The organism is Paenibacillus sp. FSL H7-0940, assembly GCF_037979415.1.
GTDB lineage: Bacteria > Bacillota > Bacilli > Paenibacillales > Paenibacillaceae > Paenibacillus > Paenibacillus amylolyticus.
On sequence record NZ_CP150280.1, the window covers coordinates 7054031 to 7070669 of the forward strand.

Genomic DNA, 16639 nt, shown 5'->3' on the forward strand with positions numbered 1-16639 from the left:
TGGGGATAACAGGGATCAGAAGGTTGTTCTGACCACGTAGTGGTCTTGTGTAAAGTTTGAATTTGATTTGCTTATCAGGAGGAAATGTTGTGAAAAAGGGTCTTACTTTTACATCTATATTATTGCTGGTGTCAGCCATTGCGCTGCTCGCCGGATGCGCTCAGAACACAAAAGAGACAGAGAGCGCCCAAACGGAGCCTGCCAATAGCCAAGTACAAACAGAACTTATCTATGCTTCTGCCAAAGATATTAATGATATGAACCCCCATCTGTATACTGGCTCCATGCCTGCACAAGGGATGGTATACGAGTCTCTGGTGGAAAACACGCCTGACGGGATCAAGCCATTGCTGGCTGAATCATGGGATATCTCCGAGGATGGCAAGACGTATACTTTTCATCTGCGACAAGATGTGAAATTCCATGATGGAGAGCCGTTCAACGCAGAGGCGGTTAAACAAAATATCGATGCAGTACAGGCGAATGCCGAAAAACATGCCTGGATCAAGCTTTCTACCAAAATCACGAGTGTAAAAGTTATCGATGAGCACACGGTGGAGCTGACGCTATCGGAAGCCTATTATCCCGCACTGGTGGAATTGTCCATGACAAGACCTTACGTCTACATATCACCCAAGGATTTCAAGGATGGCGGAACCAAAGACGGAGTGAGTGGTTTCCACGGTACAGGACCTTACAAGCTTACAGCTCATAAAGTTGAAGAGAATGCCACGTTTGAAGCTAATGCAGACTATTGGGGTGGTGCACCTGCAATCAAGAAAATCACATCCAAGGTTCTTCCGGCTGGAGAAACAACATTCCTGGCATTGCAAAAAGGAGAAATCAACTTTGTGTTCACCGATGACCGGGGAGCAGATAGTATCGATGTCGAAGCCATGGACCAATTGGCTGAATCCGGTGATTATCAAGTGATCCGAAGTGATGCAATGAATACCAATATGATCGTAGCCAATAGCAGTCGCGAGAATAGTCCAGTTCAGGAAACGGCAGTGCGGGAAGCGCTATGGGTTGGCATTGATCGGGAAACGATCAGTAAAGATATTTTTAACGGGACACAGACTGTAGCGGACACGCTATTTTCAGCCAATGTCAATTACGCCAAGGTGGACCTGAAAAAACGGGAGTATGATCCGGAAATGGCTAAAAATCTTCTGGAGCAAGCTGGCTGGACATTGGCAGATGGTAAAGTGGTGAGAACGAAGAACGGTCAGCCTTTGGCCATGAAACTATACTATGACAGCAACTCGTCTTCACAGAAAATACAGGCCGAATTGATCCAGTATTCCATGAAAGAATTGGGTGTTCAGCTTGAGATTGTGGGCGAAGAGTCCACTTCCATTGCGAATCGGAGAGCTACCGGGGAATATGATCTGCTCTTTAATCAAACCTGGGGACTGGCCTATGATCCACAGAGTACCATTGCTGCATTTACATCAGATTCGGCATATAAGCATACAACAAGCGGAATTGCCCAAGCAGATGAATTGTACAAAAAAATTGATGCGGTTATGGTCTCCACGGATGAGGCTTCACGCCAATCTCTGTATGCCGACATTATGAAGATTGTCCATGATGAAGCAGTCTTCATCCCGATTACCAACGGACGTCTTACCGTAGTCGCTCCCGAGAATCTTAATGGAATCTCATTCAAGCAGACCCAATATGAACTGCCATTTGAAAAAATGAATTTTAAATATATAAATTGAACTAAACATTTACACAAAACGGAGAGGACAGAAAGAACCTGAAGAAGCGGAGCGTTCGCCTACAAGCTTTCTGCAAGAAAGCTACATCGGAAGCATACGCTATCCCCGGATTTTCCCTATATAAAAGGAATCAAAAAAATCTGGGGATAACAGCGATCGGAAGGTTGTTCTGTCATCGGAGTGTAGTGTAAATATTGTTCAGTTCAATTTAAATAGAGCGGAGATGGATATGGGAAGTTATATCGTCAAAAGGATTCTGTTAACCATCCCTTTACTGATTATCATTTCATTTATAACGTTTGTCCTGATTAATCTATCTCCCTTGGACCCGGCGGTTGTTGTCTTACAGGCACAGGAAGTTCCGCAGATTACAGAGGAATTAATTGCCCAGACCAACCAGGCATTGGGGTTCGATCAGCCGTTCATGATCCAGTATGTGAACTGGATCATGGCTGTTGTGCAGTTGGACTTTGGCAACTCTTATGTATCTGGTGAACCGGTGTGGTCATTGATGGGGCCTGCTTTTATGAACACATTGAAGTTAACACTTGTCTCATCGGTATTCATTATTGCGCTGTCCATCCTGCTGGGTGTGATCTGTGCCATGAGAGAAGGCAAGTTGCTGGATCGATCGGTCAGAGGCGTATCATTTTTCCTTACAGCCATGCCGTCCTACTGGCTTGCAGCCATGATGATCTGGTATTATTCCGTCAAGCTGGACCTGTTACCTACCAGTGGCATGGACTCGTATCGAAGCTATATTCTACCGGTGATTGTGATCACGGTGAGTTATACAGGCATTTATTTCCGAACGGTTCGAAGTTCCATGTTGAGCAATATGAATGAGGACTATGTGTTATATGCAAGGGCAAGTGGTCTGAGCGAGAAGAAAGTCACCCTGCATATTCTGAGAAATTCATTACAGGTGGCCGTTTCCATCTTTTGTATGGCGATCCCGATCGTGCTGGGCAGTACGGTAGTCATCGAAAATGTGTTTGCCTGGCCGGGGCTAGGGAGACTCAGCGTGAAATCCATTTTAAGCAGGGATTTTCCGATTATTCAGGCGTATGTTCTGATGTTGGCTGTCACCTTTGTGTTGTTTAACACGTTATCCGACATCATTAATGCGGCGATGAATCCCCGGTTGAGAAAGGAATTCTGATGCGAATATTGAAAAATCTGTGCAAAGACAAGCTTGCGTTGACCTCTTTGCTAGTGATTATGGTCACGATTATGGCGGGCGTACTGGCTCCGCTTATTGCGCCGCATGATCCAGGACAAGTGAATATGAAGCTTCGTTATGCCTCCTCGTCCTGGGAGTATCTATTAGGCAATGATCATCTGGGCAGATGTGTGTTATCCCGGCTTATCTATGGTATCCGTCCAAGTGTGTTATGGGTTCTGGTTGCGCTGAGCCTTTCTGTTCTGATTGGGGCCATTGTTGGATTCATTGCGGGTTACTTCAAGGGGAAAGTGGATGCATGGATTATGAGAGTCTGTGACATTATGCTGTCTTTTCCCGGGTACGTGATGACACTGGCGGTGGTTGGCATTTTGGGTGCAGGACTGGAGAATATTTTAATTGCCTTTGTGTGGATGAAATGGGCCTGGTTTGCCCGCGTTATTCGCACATCTGTGATGCAATTCTCCGATATGGATTATGTGAAATTCGCTAAAGCCTCCGGCACGCCTAATCTGAGAATTATAACCAAACATATTGTTCCGGTTACCTTTGCCGATATTGCCGTCATTGCCAGTGGCTCCATGTGTTCGATGATGTTGCAGATCTCCGGCCTTTCCTTTCTGGGGCTTGGAATCCAGGCTCCGCATGCGGAGTGGGGCATGATGCTCAATGAGGCGAGGGAAGTCATGTTCTCCAGACCTGAATTGATGTTGGCACCGGGCCTGGCCATTGTGGTGGTGGTGTCTGCTTTTAATTTTCTATCGGATGCCCTTCAAGTGGCTCTGGACCCCAAATTGATGACCTCTCAAGGTAAGTCTGACAAGTCTTACGAAAGTGAGGTGAGAAAGACTACTTATGAATATAGTCGAGGTTGAACATTTGAAAGTATGGGATACCAATACAGGTAAAGTGATCATTCATGATAGTTCATTTGAAGTTAAGCAGGGAAGCTGTATGGCCATCGTAGGGGAAAGCGGTAGCGGCAAGTCCGTCACGTGCAGGGCTATCATGCGACTGAACAAGCCATGGATTCGCCAATCGGGCACGATGTTATTCCAGGGCGAAGACCTGAACCAGCTTTCGGAACCGGAGATGCGGCGTAAGCGGGGCAAGCATCTATGTATGATTTTGCAAAATGGCATGAGTGCATTTGATCCTTCCTGTGTCATTGGTGTTCATATTCGGGAGACGCTTCAGCAACATTTTGGCTGGAACACCCGCGAGATTGAACGGAAAATCATCAATGCCATGGAAAGCGTCATGCTCAGACATCCGCGCGAGATTCTGAATCAATATCCACATCAGCTGTCCGGTGGGATGCTGCAACGAATCATGATTGCACTGGCATTGGTGCTGGAGCCTGATCTGATTATTGCGGATGAGCCGACAACGGCACTGGATACGATCTCTCAATATGAAGTCGTGGAGCAATTGATTCAATTACGCGAACGCATGGGCTGTTCCATGATGTTCATCTCCCATGATCTCGGCGTTGTTCAGAAGATTGCAGATGACGTGATGGTCATGAAAGACGGAAACATCGTAGAGCGTGGCAGCATGCATTCTGTTTTGACAGAGCCGAAGCATGCCTATACGCAGTATCTGGTCTCTACCCGACTGGAGCTGAGCAATCATTTTAAGGCGTTGATGCAGGAGGACTTATAGATGCTAAAGGTGGAGGGTATCGAAAAATCATATAACCAAGGCGGACTGTTCTCCAAGCACAAACAACAAGTTTTGAAACAGGTTACCTTTGAATGCCAGCAGAGTGAATGTCTCGGTATCATCGGTGAAAGCGGAAGTGGTAAATCTACGTTGGGTCGTCTGATTCTGGGCATTGAACGCCCGGATCGTGGAACGATCTCGCTCGATGGTAAAGACGTACAGGATCGTCGTGTACGGATGGGTAACATTAGCGCCGTTTTTCAAAATTATACGTCCTCCATCAATCCATTTTTTACCGTGGAAGCCGCCATTATGGAACCGATGCGAGCGCAGCAAAAGCTGCGAAAGGATCAGGGCAACTCAGAGAAGGTGGATCTGTTGCTGAACCAAGTTGGACTGGACCCTTCCTATAGATCCAAATATCAGCATGAACTATCCGGCGGGGAGGCTCAGAGAGTGTGCATTGCCAGGGCCATCTCCACCGCCCCTAAATGCATTGTGTTTGATGAAGCGATCAGCTCACTGGACGTGTCTGTTCAGATTCAGGTGTTGCAATTGTTGAAAGAGCTTAAGGAAATCTACAAGCTGAGCTGTGTCTTTATCACACATGATATACAGGCGGCAGCCTATATCTGTGACAGGGTAATCATTTTCAGAGAGGGACAGGTTGTAGAGATCGTTCCTATTGAGCAGCTAAAGGATGTTCAGTCAGACTATGCGAAGAAATTATTGAAGCATTTAATACCATTTTAGGGGGAGCATCCATTGTGAGTGGAGCGATGTCTTGGCCTTTTCTGCGCTTGTACATATTGGTTCTTCTATATTTCAGTGCCAATGCCATTCTTAACGTTATCATCCCATTGCAAGGGGCGTCTTTGGGCGCGAGCGGTACAACGATTGGACTGATCATGGGCGCTTATATGTTCACAACCATGTTTTTCAGACCATGGGCAGGTCGGATTATTCAAAAGCACGGTCCGATCAAAATATTGCGTTTGATTCTGATCATCAATGGATTTGCGCTGATTTTATATACCTTTACGGGACTCGGAGGTTATTTGGTTGCTCGTATTTTACAAGGTGTATCGACAGCGTTCTTCTCCATGGCCTTGCAGATTGGCATTATTGATGCACTTCCGGAGAAAGATCGGTCACAGGGAATTTCGTATTATTCGCTATTCAGTTATATACCGGGGATCGTGGGGCCTGTTATCGCGTTAGGAATCTGGCAGACGGGTGGTATGGATTATTTTACAGTGGTTCTGATCGGCATTGCCGTCTGTACGGGTGTCTTCGGATATACCGCCAAAATGGAACCAAACAAGGAGCAACCTGCTGAGAATCTTTCGGAGCAGAACGTCAGTATGTGGGAATCCTTTGGTCAGTTGGTGAAGAATCCACATTTATTTCGTTGCAGTGTGTTAATGCTCGCCGCTTCGGTTGTATTTGGCGCGATTACCACCTTTATTCCGCTGTATGCGAGTCAAGTACCAAATGGAAATGCGGGTGTGTACCTGATGCTTCAGGCAGGAACAGTGGTGTTGGCTCGAATTATGCTTCGAAAAAGGATTCCGTCCGATGGTAGTTGGCATTCTCCTTTCATGATGGGCACCATGTGTCTGCTCGCCGTAGCTGCGCAATGTGTCAGTTTTGCCGTGACAGGCGGGGTGCTCTTTTTCTATGTGGGCGCTGTATTCATGGGAATCGGTCAGGCGATCCTGTATCCGACACTCACGACCTATTTATCTTTTGTCTTGCCTAAGCTGAATCGAAACGTCCTAATCGGGTTATTTATCGCGATGGCGGATCTGGGGATTTCTCTGGGTGGTGTGATTATGGGACCCGTCGCTGACTTCTCTTCCTATTCATTTATGTACATGTTCTGTGCTATCCTAGGAGCGGTAATGATCGTTTTTGCCTATGAACGGCGTAGACCCGGGACAGATACATCTATGAGTTGATTGCCAGAAGAGAAAGTGGTGACGAACGTTTGAAGTCTTCGATGAATGCAACATCCAATGGGAAATTAAATCCGGTATCCTTTTCGTTTATCCGGTTTTATATGCTGGCCTTTTTATTTTTTGCGGCAAATTCAGCTTTGACGATTATTCTGCCCCTGAGAAGTGAGGCTGCGGGATTAAATCAGGCTGAGATTGGTCTGATGATGGGAGCATATATGTTCACCTGTATGCTCTTGAGACCTTTTGCAGCACAACTGCTCGGTAAGCATGGGCCACTTCGTGTGATGCAATGGTTATTGCTTTTGCATGCGGGTACGCTGTTGCTGTTTGTTGTTTTTGGTGTGGAGACGTATCTGTGGTTGCGAGCTCTGCAAGGGGTGGCTACGGCGTTTTTCTCCATGACGATGCAGGCGGGTATTGTGGAAAAGCTGGAGGACAAAGACCGGGCACAAGGGCTGTCCATGTACACCCTTTTTACGATGGTTCCTTCTCTGGTCATTCCGATCCTTGCCATACAAATCTGGGAAAATGCCAGTGATCTGGCGTTTACGCTGCTGATGATCGGACTGGCGGCGCTGCCACTTCTGCTTGGATATAATGTGGATCTGCCGCGGAGTACCGTGCAGAACAAATCGTACACCTTGGGTGACATGTTTCGTTCATTTAGCGGCATATGGCGTAGCACGCCACTGCTGATTAGCAGTGTGGTGATGTTGTTTGCGTCCTGCGTCTTTGGGGCGACAGCGACCTTTCTTCCCCTGTATATGGTATCCACCGGACTGGCGAGTGCAGGCGTATTTCTGACGATTCAGGGATTGGTTGTAATCCTGTGCAGGTTTATTTTGCGCAAAAAAATTCCGTCCGATGGTAGCTGGAATACCTGGCTGATGGCAGGGTTAATGCTATGTTCTGCACTGGGAACCCAGTTGCTCAGTCTAATGGAGACCATCGGGCCGCTAGTGTATTTATCCGCGGTGTTTAGCGGTTTTGCCCTGGCACTGTTGTACCCGACGTTAACCACATATCTGTCCTTTGTGCTGCCTGCGGATTCCAGATATGTACTCATGGGGATTTTCATGTCCTCGTATGACCTTGGATTCTCTCTGGGTGGACTGGCAATGGGGCTTATTGTGCAAGTGAGTTCGTATTCGACCATGTTTATGATCTGCACGTTGCTCTCTGTTTCAGCGATGGTACTGGTGTTGGTGTTCAGGCAACGGATGGAAGCGGGCAATAAGGCCAGATCTGGGGTGACTATATAAATTGAACTAAAGAACATTTACACGGATCACTCCAATGACAGAACAACCTTCCGATCGCTGTTATCCCCAGATTTTTTTGATTCCTTTTTATAAAGGTTAAATCCGGGGATAAAGGCGAACGTTCTGCTTCTTCAGGTTCTTTCTGTCCTCTCCGTTTCGTGTAAATGTTCAGTTCAATCTATATAGTTTTGTTGAATATGTCGCGGTACAGGCGTAATTCTAATGTATATTGATATAGTCCGCTGTCTAGCCTATCCCGCATGTATTGCGAACATTTACAGAGGAGGTTTATGACTCACTTCTTGCCAAAACGTATCCTCAGGATGCGAAAGTGCAAGGGTCGGCCATCAGCCTTTTTTTGTTTTTTTTGCAGGTTGAAATCAAAAATAGTTTGACAACGACCGTGCAACAGGATTATAGTCATTGTTGTTAATCGTAATAATTACTATTAAAGTCTAAATTACACAGACTGCAAATATAAGGAGTAGATTTCTATGACACAAAAGCAAGTTCCGGTAACCGTACTAAGTGGTTACCTCGGTTCAGGGAAAACGACGGTTTTAAATCATGTGTTAAACAACAGACAGGGGCTCAAAGTTGCGGTGATCGTTAACGACATGAGTGAGGTTAATATTGATGCTGCGCTTGTTAAGGGGGAGGCAACCTTGTCTCGAACGGAAGAGAAGTTGGTGGAGCTGTCCAACGGCTGTATCTGCTGCACCTTGCGGGATGATCTAATGCAGGAGATTGAGAAGCTGGTGAACGAAGGCAAGTATGACTATATTTTGATCGAATCCACCGGCATCAGTGAACCTGTTCCAGTTGCACAGACCTTTACATACGCCGATGAAGAGTCGGGTATTGACCTGACTAGTCTGGCCCGATTGGATTGTTTGGTAACGGTAGTAGATGCCAATCGATTCTGGCATGATTTTGGATCAGGACAGAGTCTTCTGGATCGTAATCAGGCGACCGGAGATGAGGACACCCGTGACGTTGTAGACTTGTTGATTGATCAGATCGAAACCTGTGATGTGCTGCTACTGAACAAATGTGATCTGATCGATGACACCGAGCTGAACAAGCTCGAAGGTATCATCCGGAAGCTGCAGCCTAACGCCAAGATCATTCGGACTGAGAACGGACAGGTGAACCCGTCCGAGATTCTGAATACAGGCCACTTTGATTTTGAGAAAGTGAGCATGTCCGCTGGGTGGATTCAGGAATTGGAGAAGGAGTCTCATACCCCAGAGACTGAGGAATATGGCATTGGTTCCTTTGTATATCGCCGCAGAAAGCCGTTCCATCCTTCCCGTCTGGCTGAATTCATGAGTTACTGGCCGGAAGAAGTGGTACGTGCCAAAGGTTTGGTATGGCTCGCGGCCGAGGGGGATGTTGCGGCAAGCCTCAGTCAGGCAGGGTCATCCATTCAGTTCGGTCCTGCGGGACTTTGGGTCGCGGCGTTGCCCGAAGCGGACAAAGAAGAGATTTTGCGTAACGAGCCGGATGTTCTGGAGAAATGGGATGCCCAGTGGGGAGATCGTCAGACGGAGCTTGTCATGATTGGGATCGAAATGGAGCGTGCGAGCATTGAAGATGAGCTGGACCAGTGCCTGCTCAGTGATGAAGAAATGCTGGGCGACTGGGGCCAGTTCGACAATCCACTGCCATGGCCTGTGGAAGCGGTATAACTCGGAAGATGATGTTCTAAACATAAATTCAATCAATAAGGAGCTGTAATTCATGGCTAAAAAATCAAAAGTGGTACGTGAGAAGCAACGTCAGGCGATCGTGGCAAAATATGCGGACCTGCGCCGGGAACTGAAGGAGAAAGGGGATTACGAGGCATTGCAGAAATTGCCGCGTAATGCATCTCCGACCAGACTAAAGAATCGTTGTGAAGTGACAGGTCGCCCGCGGGGTTATCTACGCAAGTTCAAGGTATCTCGGATTAAGTTCAGAGAACTGGCTCATCAAGGACAGATTCCTGGTGTAACAAAATCCAGCTGGTAAAATGATCAAGGGATGTAGCTGACCACCATTACATGAAGGCAGGTTGTTATGTGTTTGGAGCTGCATGTGGTGCGTAGAGCAGGGGTGGTATTTTTGCTGAAAGGGTGTGCATCTTCATGTTGGACTTGTTTACGTTACGAAGAATTCAGTCTGTAATGAACGGATATATTCACGAGAAGATACCTGCTCCACTGCGTTCGATGGTGAAGTTGACGTATGTGATGAATGACAATGAATTGATCCTGACCGAAGAAAGACCCGCCGAGGAACGGTATCAATGGGATAAGATGTATATTGCCCGATTTTACTGGGAAGAAAATCAGTGGAAAGTGTATGCCAGAGATGAACAGAGCAGCTGGAATCCGGTAGATGTTATTACACCTTGTTCCGATTTTGAGAATGTGCTTGAACAGGTGGAACGGGATGAGGCTGGACTGTTCTGGCGTACGTGAGGTTGACGAGGACGAAGATACAAATGAACTTATATAAAAAATGAACGAAGAAGACTCTGCATATTATATGCAGAGTCTTTTTTTGCATCAGCTTGTTCAAGGAACATATGACTATAACAAATGATTGTGCATCATTCGAAATTGCATAGGCGTTACGTTTTCCTGGGTTTTGAAACATCGGATGAAATAGCTTGACTGTGAAAATCCCGTTTCCAGCGTAATTTGTTTAATGGAAAGGTTGGTTGTTGCGAGCAGCTGTTTCGCATGTAATAACCTGGATTCCAAGAGGAATTCCGGGAAAGAGATTCCAAACGTCTGACTGAACTTGCGGCTAAAGTATGTTGTACTGTATCCGGCAATTCCGGCAGCGTGATCAAGTGTGATGTGCTCATTACTATGAGAGCGAATATAATTCCCTGCTTCTCGAATTCGCTCTGAAGTGTGATTTAACGAAACATTGATTTGACTCGCTGCGGATTGCAATCGGGTCAGAAGCTCATATAATGTTGCTGCCACACTGTGCTCGTCCTCCACCTGATAGCCTCTGCCTAGCTCCAGCAATCGATCCATGAGCGCGGTAACCACCGGAAAGTTGGAACATTGAAACAGCCAGGGCTCGTCAACGCCTTTTCCATTTAACAGCTCTTCGAGACGAATACCGTAGAAGTGAATCCAACGAATACTCCAAGGGTCATCCAAATCTGAATAGTAGGTTTGTCTGAGACCGGGACCGTAGAGGAATCCCTGTCCTCGTGTTAACTCGTAACAAGCGGTTCCTGTGTCCAGGAATCCTTTACCTTCAAGTACAAGGTGCAAATTATAGCAATGATCCAAGTTGATATCTTTCGTTCGATATTCCCGATTCACATAATGTTTCGGAAAGTCACTGTACCCTCCAATAAAATCGGGAAAGCATACATGTCTGGGGAAAACCGGCTTGGGGAGAAAGATGTGTTCTTTCACGTGCATCCTCCATTTAAACGCAATATTTTTATGTAGTGAACTGAAATAGATTCAGCCTACTGTTATTTGAATCTTGGACAATGACAATATTTTATTATAAGTCGCATAATCTTGTCATTTATTATATGTGAAGGTTCCAATAGAATGGAGGCAATATGGCAGGTTAAGGGGGCAATTAAAGGTGGCAAAATCAATCCAAATGGATGAATTAAAAATGGGGGTCTGTTATTACCCTGAGCACTGGTCGGAAGCGTTGTGGGAGGACGATTTCCGTAGAATGAAAGAGATGAATATCACAGTTATTCGGATGGCTGAATTTGCATGGTCCATCTTTGAACCGGAAGAAGGTCAGTTCGATTTTAGTTTTTTCCAGAAGGCATTGGATCTGGCGCATCAATATGGTTTAAGTGTTATTTTGGGAACACCTACTGCAACTCCACCAGCGTGGTTAACATCCAAATATCCTGAAGTATTAAACGCAAATAAGGACGGGGTATTGTATCAACACGGCATGCGGCGTCATACCAACTACAGCAGCCCAATCTTCAGACAGCAATGTGAAAAAATCGTGCGCAATATGGTGATTGCCTATAAAGATCATCCGGCTCTCATTGGATGGCAGATCGATAATGAATTCAATTGTCATATGGATGTTTTCTATGCTGAGGCGGACCATGTCGCCTTCCGTGAATGGTTAAAGGATCGTTATGAATCGTTAGAGAATCTGAACCAAGCATGGGGAACCGTTTTCTGGAGTCAGACCTATACTGACTGGGAGCAAGTTCACCTTACCCGAAATATGGTCAGTTCATCGCCCAATCCTCACCTGGCACTAGATGAAAAGAGATTCATCTCAGCAAATACCATTTCATTTGCCAAGCTTCAGGTGGACATCATTCGGGAACTGGACCCGGAACATTGGATCACAACAAACGGTACGTTTGGACACTTGGATAATCATGAAATGACAGAGGAGCTATTGGATTTCTTCTCCTATGATTCGTATCCGCAGTTTGCCACGATCTTCCCAGGGACAGACGATAACTCATTACAAGATCGGGCCTGGAGCATGAAACTGTCGAACGTACGTAACATGTCACCGAACTTCTGCGTCATGGAACAACAGTCTGGGCCAGGAGGCTGGGTCGACAGTATAGGCATGGGTACGCCAAGACCGGGACAGATCCGATTATGGTCGTATCAATCTGTTCTTCACGGAACAGATCTACTCGTTTACTTCCGCTGGCGGACGGCAACATTTGGCACGGAGATGTACTGGCATGGCATCAATGATTACCATAATCAACCCAACAGAAGAGTACGCGAGGTTGCACAAGTAGGGGAAGAGTTTGCCAAGATCGGGCGTGTTATTGCGGGCACTACATATCAAGCCGATGTTGCGATCCTACAGGATTACGATAACCTGTGGGACGGAGAGTTGGACGAATGGCACGGTCCGCTTCAGCAACAGAGTGTTCGCTCCTGGTATAAACAGCTCCAGTATCGTCATATTCCGACGGACATGGTTACACTGCAACCAACGACAACACTGGAAGAGTTATCCGATTATAAGGTGATCATCTATGCTCATCCGGCCATCATGACAGACGAGACAGCAGAACTTCTGCAAGCCTATGTCAGTCAAGGAGGCACTCTGTTTTTCGGTGCGCGCACTGGATATAAGGATCTCAGGGGGCATTGTTATATGAGACCGTTCCCTGGGGCTGTCGCTGAGTTGTGTGGTGTAACCGTAGAGGACTTTACCTTAATCAAAGGAACCATTCCAGCAGCCAAACTGCAATGGAATGGGGCGAGTGAGCGACTTCAGGAGGGAACGTCAACGGCCGGATTTAACGAAGTTCTTTATGTAGAGCATGCTGACGTGCAGGTCATGGCTGAGTATACATCTGAATATTATGCAGGTAGTCCTGCATTGACCAAACGTACGGTAGGTCAGGGGCAAGTATGGTATTATGGAGCGGCTTACAATGAACCGGTCGTAGATGCTCTCCTGGATGAAATAGAGCTATCTTCACCTGTGGGTGACCTGGTAGAGGTATCGTCCGAAGTTGAGCTTGGTATCCGTTCTGGTAAGGATAAAGCTTATGTCTTTTTACTCAACTACTCGGATCAACAAGTCCCCATTAAGCTTAAGAAGCAAGCAAAAGAGTTACTGTCAGGTACAACACTTCAGAATGAGATCAACATGCCCGCGTATGGTGTGTTCATTTTTGAGATCGATTTGCCACATTAAGCAATCCATTCATCGATATCATGCGTTATATATAGAAAGAAACACCAAAAACGCCTTGCAGCCCTTGCAAGGCGTTTTGTATATGCATGATGTAATGTGATGTGATGTGATGTGTAACATCCATTAAGCATGAGTGTTTTTGGCTGTATTTCGTATACCTATGCTTCGTACAAAATCTCACCTGTCCGGGATACGTCATATCCCTCGAATGATTGCAGTTCCTGCCTGAACTCCGGCGATTGGAGAATTCGCAGTACCAATTCGGTCCAGGCTTCATTACCTTGCTTCCTCAGCATGACCAGATCATAGCGCTCCTGAATGAGCGGGACAAAATCAACCTGACCCACAAGTCGTGCAGCTTTTTCAATGCCAACTCCGACATCAGCTTCACCTGAACTGACTTTGGCCGCCACGCCCATGTGACTGGTTTCTTCGACTTGATATCCGATCAGACCTGCGGCAGGAATTCCATGCAGTCGAAGTTGCTCATCCAGCAATACTCGCGCGCCAGAACCTATCTCCCGGTTAGCGAGTCGAAGTTCAGACTTGCTCAGATCGGTCCAATTCTGCAAGTTCTGCGGATTACCACGCTGTACATACAGTCCGGCAGGTCGTGACAGCAGGTTCACCACAACATAAGATCGTCCCGTCAGAATTTTGCGAATATACGGCAGATTATACTCACCGGTATCTCCGTCGAGCAGATGGGTGCTGACCAGATCGGACTCACCGCGATACATCGAGATAAGCCCATCCAGACTACCCATGAACGAACGTAGCGGACGAATGTCCCGAGTTTGTTTTTCCATATGGCGCATTAGAATATCCAGACTGACATCCTGTCCTGTTATGACCAGATGCCGTGGTACAGCAGTCATTGCATGAGCAGAACTCACTGGAGTAATCGCATGCGCAGACCCTACAGGTGTAGTCAATTGTAAGGAAGTTCCCTGAAAATCACCCTGACTTGGCTGAGTCACTGATTCCGAGGTCTGATGAGGAGTCGGAGTACGTTGACCTGAGGACTGAAGTTGCTTGGAGCGACGTTTATATGCCTCCAGATCGGTGGCATCAATTCGCATTTGTTTACCCACACGGTATGCAACGAGGTCTCCTTTTTTGATCAGGTCATAGACCGTCAGTTTCGATATTTTGAGCAGCTTGGATATTTCTTCGGTTGTGTAGGATTGCTCCTCCGCCATAAGTGAAGATCCTCCTTCAAAGGTATAGAGCAATTATGGTTTTGTTATGAATGTTTCTTGTACTATATCATTAATTGAGGGATGCCATAAACCTGAGAACACGCAATAAACGCATAGGACAGATAACAAAAATCAAATGTGATCTTAATCACCTTCCTATTTTTTTTGTCTTGTGTATAATTAGATATAATCAATTATAACTAGTTATATCTAAAGATAACGTTGGGGGAGAAATGAATGAGAAAGAGAATCGGATATGTGTTGGGAAGTATGTCACTGGGACTGGCTCTTGTATTGGCTGGTTGCGGCGCAAGCACGGGCACTACGGATACATCCACAGGTGCAGAACAAACAACCTCAACGCCAGCGGCATCAGGTGAAAGTTCATCAGCAGGAAATAACGATCCGCAGGAAACGGTAGATCTGACAATCTCTGCGGCAGCAAGTCTGACCGATGCGATGAAAGAGATTGAAACCAATTATGAGTTAGCTAATCCTTATATAGAACTTAATTTTAACTTTGGCGCCTCGGGTGCCTTGCAACAGCAGATTGAACAGGGTGCCCCGGCTGATGTCTTTGTATCGGCGGCAACAAAAAATATGAATGCGCTAGTGGATGAAAACCTGATTGCATCGGGCGATCAGAAGAATCTGCTACAGAATTCACTGGTGGCCATAGTGCCAGCAGATGGGACCCACACAGTAACCAGTGAAACGGATCTCACCAGCGACTCCATCAAGACGGTAGCCATTGGGATTCCGGAAAGTGTTCCTGCGGGAACCTATGCCAAGGAAGCTCTGACCAATGCCAAGCTGTGGGATGAACTGGAAAGTAAGCTTGTGCAGGGGAAAGACGTTAGACAGGTTCTTCAATATGTAGAGACGGGTAATGCAGATGCAGGATTTGTATATAAAACGGATGCTCTTACTTCGGATCAGGTGAAAATTGCGTTTGAGGTGGACAAGAACAGCTACACACCAGCCAATTATCCGGTAGGCATTATCGAAGGAACCAAACACCGTACAGAGGCCGAACAATTTTATGCGTATTTACAAACCCCTGAAGTGCTCGATATCTTCGCGAAATACGGATTCACAATTCCGGAATGAATGTGAACGCCATAGACTGGTCCGTATTCTGGTCACCGGTGCGCCTATCGCTTCAGGTAGCGTTATTATCCAGCGTAGTGGCCACTGTGCTCGGAATTGCGATAGCCTGGAAGATGTCACGTTCTTCATTTCGGGGAAAGATTCTGCTGGAAACGGCATTTATGCTGCCGCTAGTCCTTCCTCCGACGGTGGTTGGATTTCTGTTACTTGTCATATTGGGGCGTAAAAGTCTGTTTGGACAATGGATTGAAGCCATATTCTCCGCACCGGTTATTTTCACCTGGTGGGCTGCGGTGATTGCTTCGGTGGTGGTTGCTTTTCCACTGGTGTATCAGACGATGAAATCGGGATTCAGTGGTGTGGATCGTGATCTGGAGGATGCGGGTCGTTCGATTGGGGCGAATGAGTGGCAGGTCTTTCGTTACATTTCCTTGCCGCTCGCAGGCAGAGCATTGATGACCGCCTTCATCCTGGGCTTTGCCCGGGCACTCGGCGAATTCGGTGCGACACTGATGATTGCAGGCAATATTCCGGGCAAAACACAAACGGTACCCACGGCAATCTATGTCGCTGTGGATTCGGGCAATCAGACCATGGCCTGGGCATGGACTGTTTCCATTATTATCATCTCGTTTCTCATGTTACTGATGACCAGACAGCAGCGAGATGGAAAAAATGACTAATTTGATATGTGTTAATATTATATATAAAATGATGAAAAATCCGTTTTGAGGAAAGAATTTTTTCCTTAACGCGGTTTTTTATTACCAATTTCATATGTACCAATATCAATATCCTGCCAAATTGGTCTTAATGGAAATGTAAAGCTGTTTTAACATAAAAAAAT

At 46.4% G+C, this 16639-nt stretch carries 15 protein-coding genes; 13 read left to right on the forward strand and 2 right to left on the reverse strand.

The features are described 5' to 3' along the window. Window positions 1–89: 89 nt before the first annotated feature. The 10 genes from nikA to MHB71_RS31035 all read left to right on the forward strand — a co-directional run bounded on the left by nikA (window position 90) and on the right by MHB71_RS31035 (window position 10263). Entirely contained in the window at window positions 90–1727 is a 1638-nt protein-coding gene (gene nikA, locus MHB71_RS30990; RefSeq protein ID WP_340028438.1) for a nickel ABC transporter substrate-binding protein, read from the forward strand. Between the two features lie 229 nt (window positions 1728–1956). After that, window positions 1957–2889, forward strand: coding sequence for a nickel/cobalt ABC transporter permease (gene opp1B / locus MHB71_RS30995; RefSeq protein ID WP_340028439.1), 933 nt, complete (start codon window positions 1957–1959; stop codon window positions 2887–2889). Then, entirely contained in the window at window positions 2889–3785 is an 897-nt protein-coding gene (gene opp1C / locus MHB71_RS31000) for a nickel/cobalt ABC transporter permease (protein ID WP_340028440.1), read from the forward strand. Before opp1B ends, opp1C begins: the two co-directional genes overlap by 1 nt. Then, window positions 3766–4575 carry an ABC transporter ATP-binding protein gene (locus MHB71_RS31005; RefSeq protein WP_340028441.1) on the forward strand — a complete coding sequence of 270 codons (810 nt, stop codon included), beginning with the start codon at window positions 3766–3768 and terminating at the stop codon, window positions 4573–4575. The genes opp1C and MHB71_RS31005 overlap by 20 nt, the downstream gene beginning before the upstream one ends. Continuing rightward, window positions 4576–5328, forward strand: a complete 753-nt coding sequence (locus tag MHB71_RS31010; RefSeq protein WP_340028442.1) for an ABC transporter ATP-binding protein — start codon at window positions 4576–4578, stop codon at window positions 5326–5328. It begins immediately after the preceding gene. Window positions 5329–5342: 14 nt separating this feature from the next. Further along, window positions 5343–6536 (forward strand): MFS transporter, encoded by a 1194-nt coding sequence (locus MHB71_RS31015; protein WP_340028443.1) that lies wholly within the window; start codon window positions 5343–5345, stop codon window positions 6534–6536. A 29-nt stretch (window positions 6537–6565) separates the two neighbouring features. Next, entirely contained in the window at window positions 6566–7798 is a 1233-nt protein-coding gene (locus MHB71_RS31020) for an MFS transporter (RefSeq protein ID WP_340028444.1), read from the forward strand. Window positions 7799–8292: 494 nt separating this feature from the next. Continuing rightward, on the forward strand, window positions 8293–9489 hold the full coding sequence (locus MHB71_RS31025; protein ID WP_340028445.1) for a GTP-binding protein: 1197 nt from the start codon (window positions 8293–8295) through the stop codon (window positions 9487–9489). 52 nt (window positions 9490–9541) lie between these two features. Continuing rightward, on the forward strand, window positions 9542–9811 hold the full coding sequence (gene rpsN, locus MHB71_RS31030) for a 30S ribosomal protein S14 (protein ID WP_036605831.1): 270 nt from the start codon (window positions 9542–9544) through the stop codon (window positions 9809–9811). Between the two features lie 116 nt (window positions 9812–9927). Beyond that, window positions 9928–10263: a DUF3024 domain-containing protein gene (locus tag MHB71_RS31035; RefSeq protein ID WP_340028446.1), complete on the forward strand. Its 336-nt coding sequence runs from the start codon at window positions 9928–9930 to the stop codon at window positions 10261–10263. A 111-nt stretch (window positions 10264–10374) separates the two neighbouring features. Here the strand turns inward: MHB71_RS31035 and MHB71_RS31040 are convergent, their stop codons facing one another. Continuing rightward, a complete protein-coding gene (locus MHB71_RS31040) occupies window positions 10375–11226 on the reverse strand; it encodes an AraC family transcriptional regulator (protein ID WP_340028447.1) in 852 nt (283 codons plus the stop codon). Window positions 11227–11407: 181 nt separating this feature from the next. Here MHB71_RS31040 and MHB71_RS31045 point away from each other — a divergent pair, with 181 nt between their 5' ends. Beyond that, window positions 11408–13480: a beta-galactosidase gene (locus tag MHB71_RS31045; RefSeq protein ID WP_340028448.1), complete on the forward strand. Its 2073-nt coding sequence runs from the start codon at window positions 11408–11410 to the stop codon at window positions 13478–13480. Window positions 13481–13638: 158 nt separating this feature from the next. Here MHB71_RS31045 and MHB71_RS31050 read toward each other — a convergent pair whose 3' ends face one another. Further along, complete coding sequence (locus MHB71_RS31050) at window positions 13639–14682, reverse strand: helix-turn-helix transcriptional regulator (protein ID WP_340028449.1); 1044 nt, start codon at window positions 14680–14682, stop codon at window positions 13639–13641. Between the two features lie 237 nt (window positions 14683–14919). Here MHB71_RS31050 and modA point away from each other — a divergent pair, with 237 nt between their 5' ends. Both modA and modB read left to right on the forward strand, forming a co-directional pair. Next, entirely contained in the window at window positions 14920–15792 is an 873-nt protein-coding gene (modA, locus tag MHB71_RS31055) for a molybdate ABC transporter substrate-binding protein (RefSeq protein ID WP_340028450.1), read from the forward strand. Further along, window positions 15789–16475: a molybdate ABC transporter permease subunit gene (modB, locus tag MHB71_RS31060; protein WP_083669918.1), complete on the forward strand. Its 687-nt coding sequence runs from the start codon at window positions 15789–15791 to the stop codon at window positions 16473–16475. Before modA ends, modB begins: the two co-directional genes overlap by 4 nt. The last annotated feature ends 164 nt before the right edge of the window (window positions 16476–16639 follow it).

What these genes read in the sequence shown, in the direction of transcription:
- MHB71_RS31050 (WP_340028449.1), bottom strand. Translation starts at nt 14,682, where the DNA reads ATGGCGGAGGAGCAATCCTACACAACCGAAGAAATATCCAAGCTGCTC.
- MHB71_RS31005 (WP_340028441.1), top strand. Translation starts at nt 3,766, where the DNA reads ATGAATATAGTCGAGGTTGAACATTTGAAAGTATGGGATACCAATACA.
- MHB71_RS31035 (WP_340028446.1), top strand. Translation starts at nt 9,928, where the DNA reads ATGTTGGACTTGTTTACGTTACGAAGAATTCAGTCTGTAATGAACGGA.
- modA (WP_340028450.1), top strand. Translation starts at nt 14,920, where the DNA reads ATGAGAAAGAGAATCGGATATGTGTTGGGAAGTATGTCACTGGGACTG.
- rpsN (WP_036605831.1), top strand. Translation starts at nt 9,542, where the DNA reads ATGGCTAAAAAATCAAAAGTGGTACGTGAGAAGCAACGTCAGGCGATC.
- modB (WP_083669918.1), top strand. Translation starts at nt 15,789, where the DNA reads ATGAATGTGAACGCCATAGACTGGTCCGTATTCTGGTCACCGGTGCGC.
- MHB71_RS31025 (WP_340028445.1), top strand. Translation starts at nt 8,293, where the DNA reads ATGACACAAAAGCAAGTTCCGGTAACCGTACTAAGTGGTTACCTCGGT.
- opp1C (WP_340028440.1), top strand. Translation starts at nt 2,889, where the DNA reads ATGCGAATATTGAAAAATCTGTGCAAAGACAAGCTTGCGTTGACCTCT.
- MHB71_RS31010 (WP_340028442.1), top strand. Translation starts at nt 4,576, where the DNA reads ATGCTAAAGGTGGAGGGTATCGAAAAATCATATAACCAAGGCGGACTG.
- opp1B (WP_340028439.1), top strand. Translation starts at nt 1,957, where the DNA reads ATGGGAAGTTATATCGTCAAAAGGATTCTGTTAACCATCCCTTTACTG.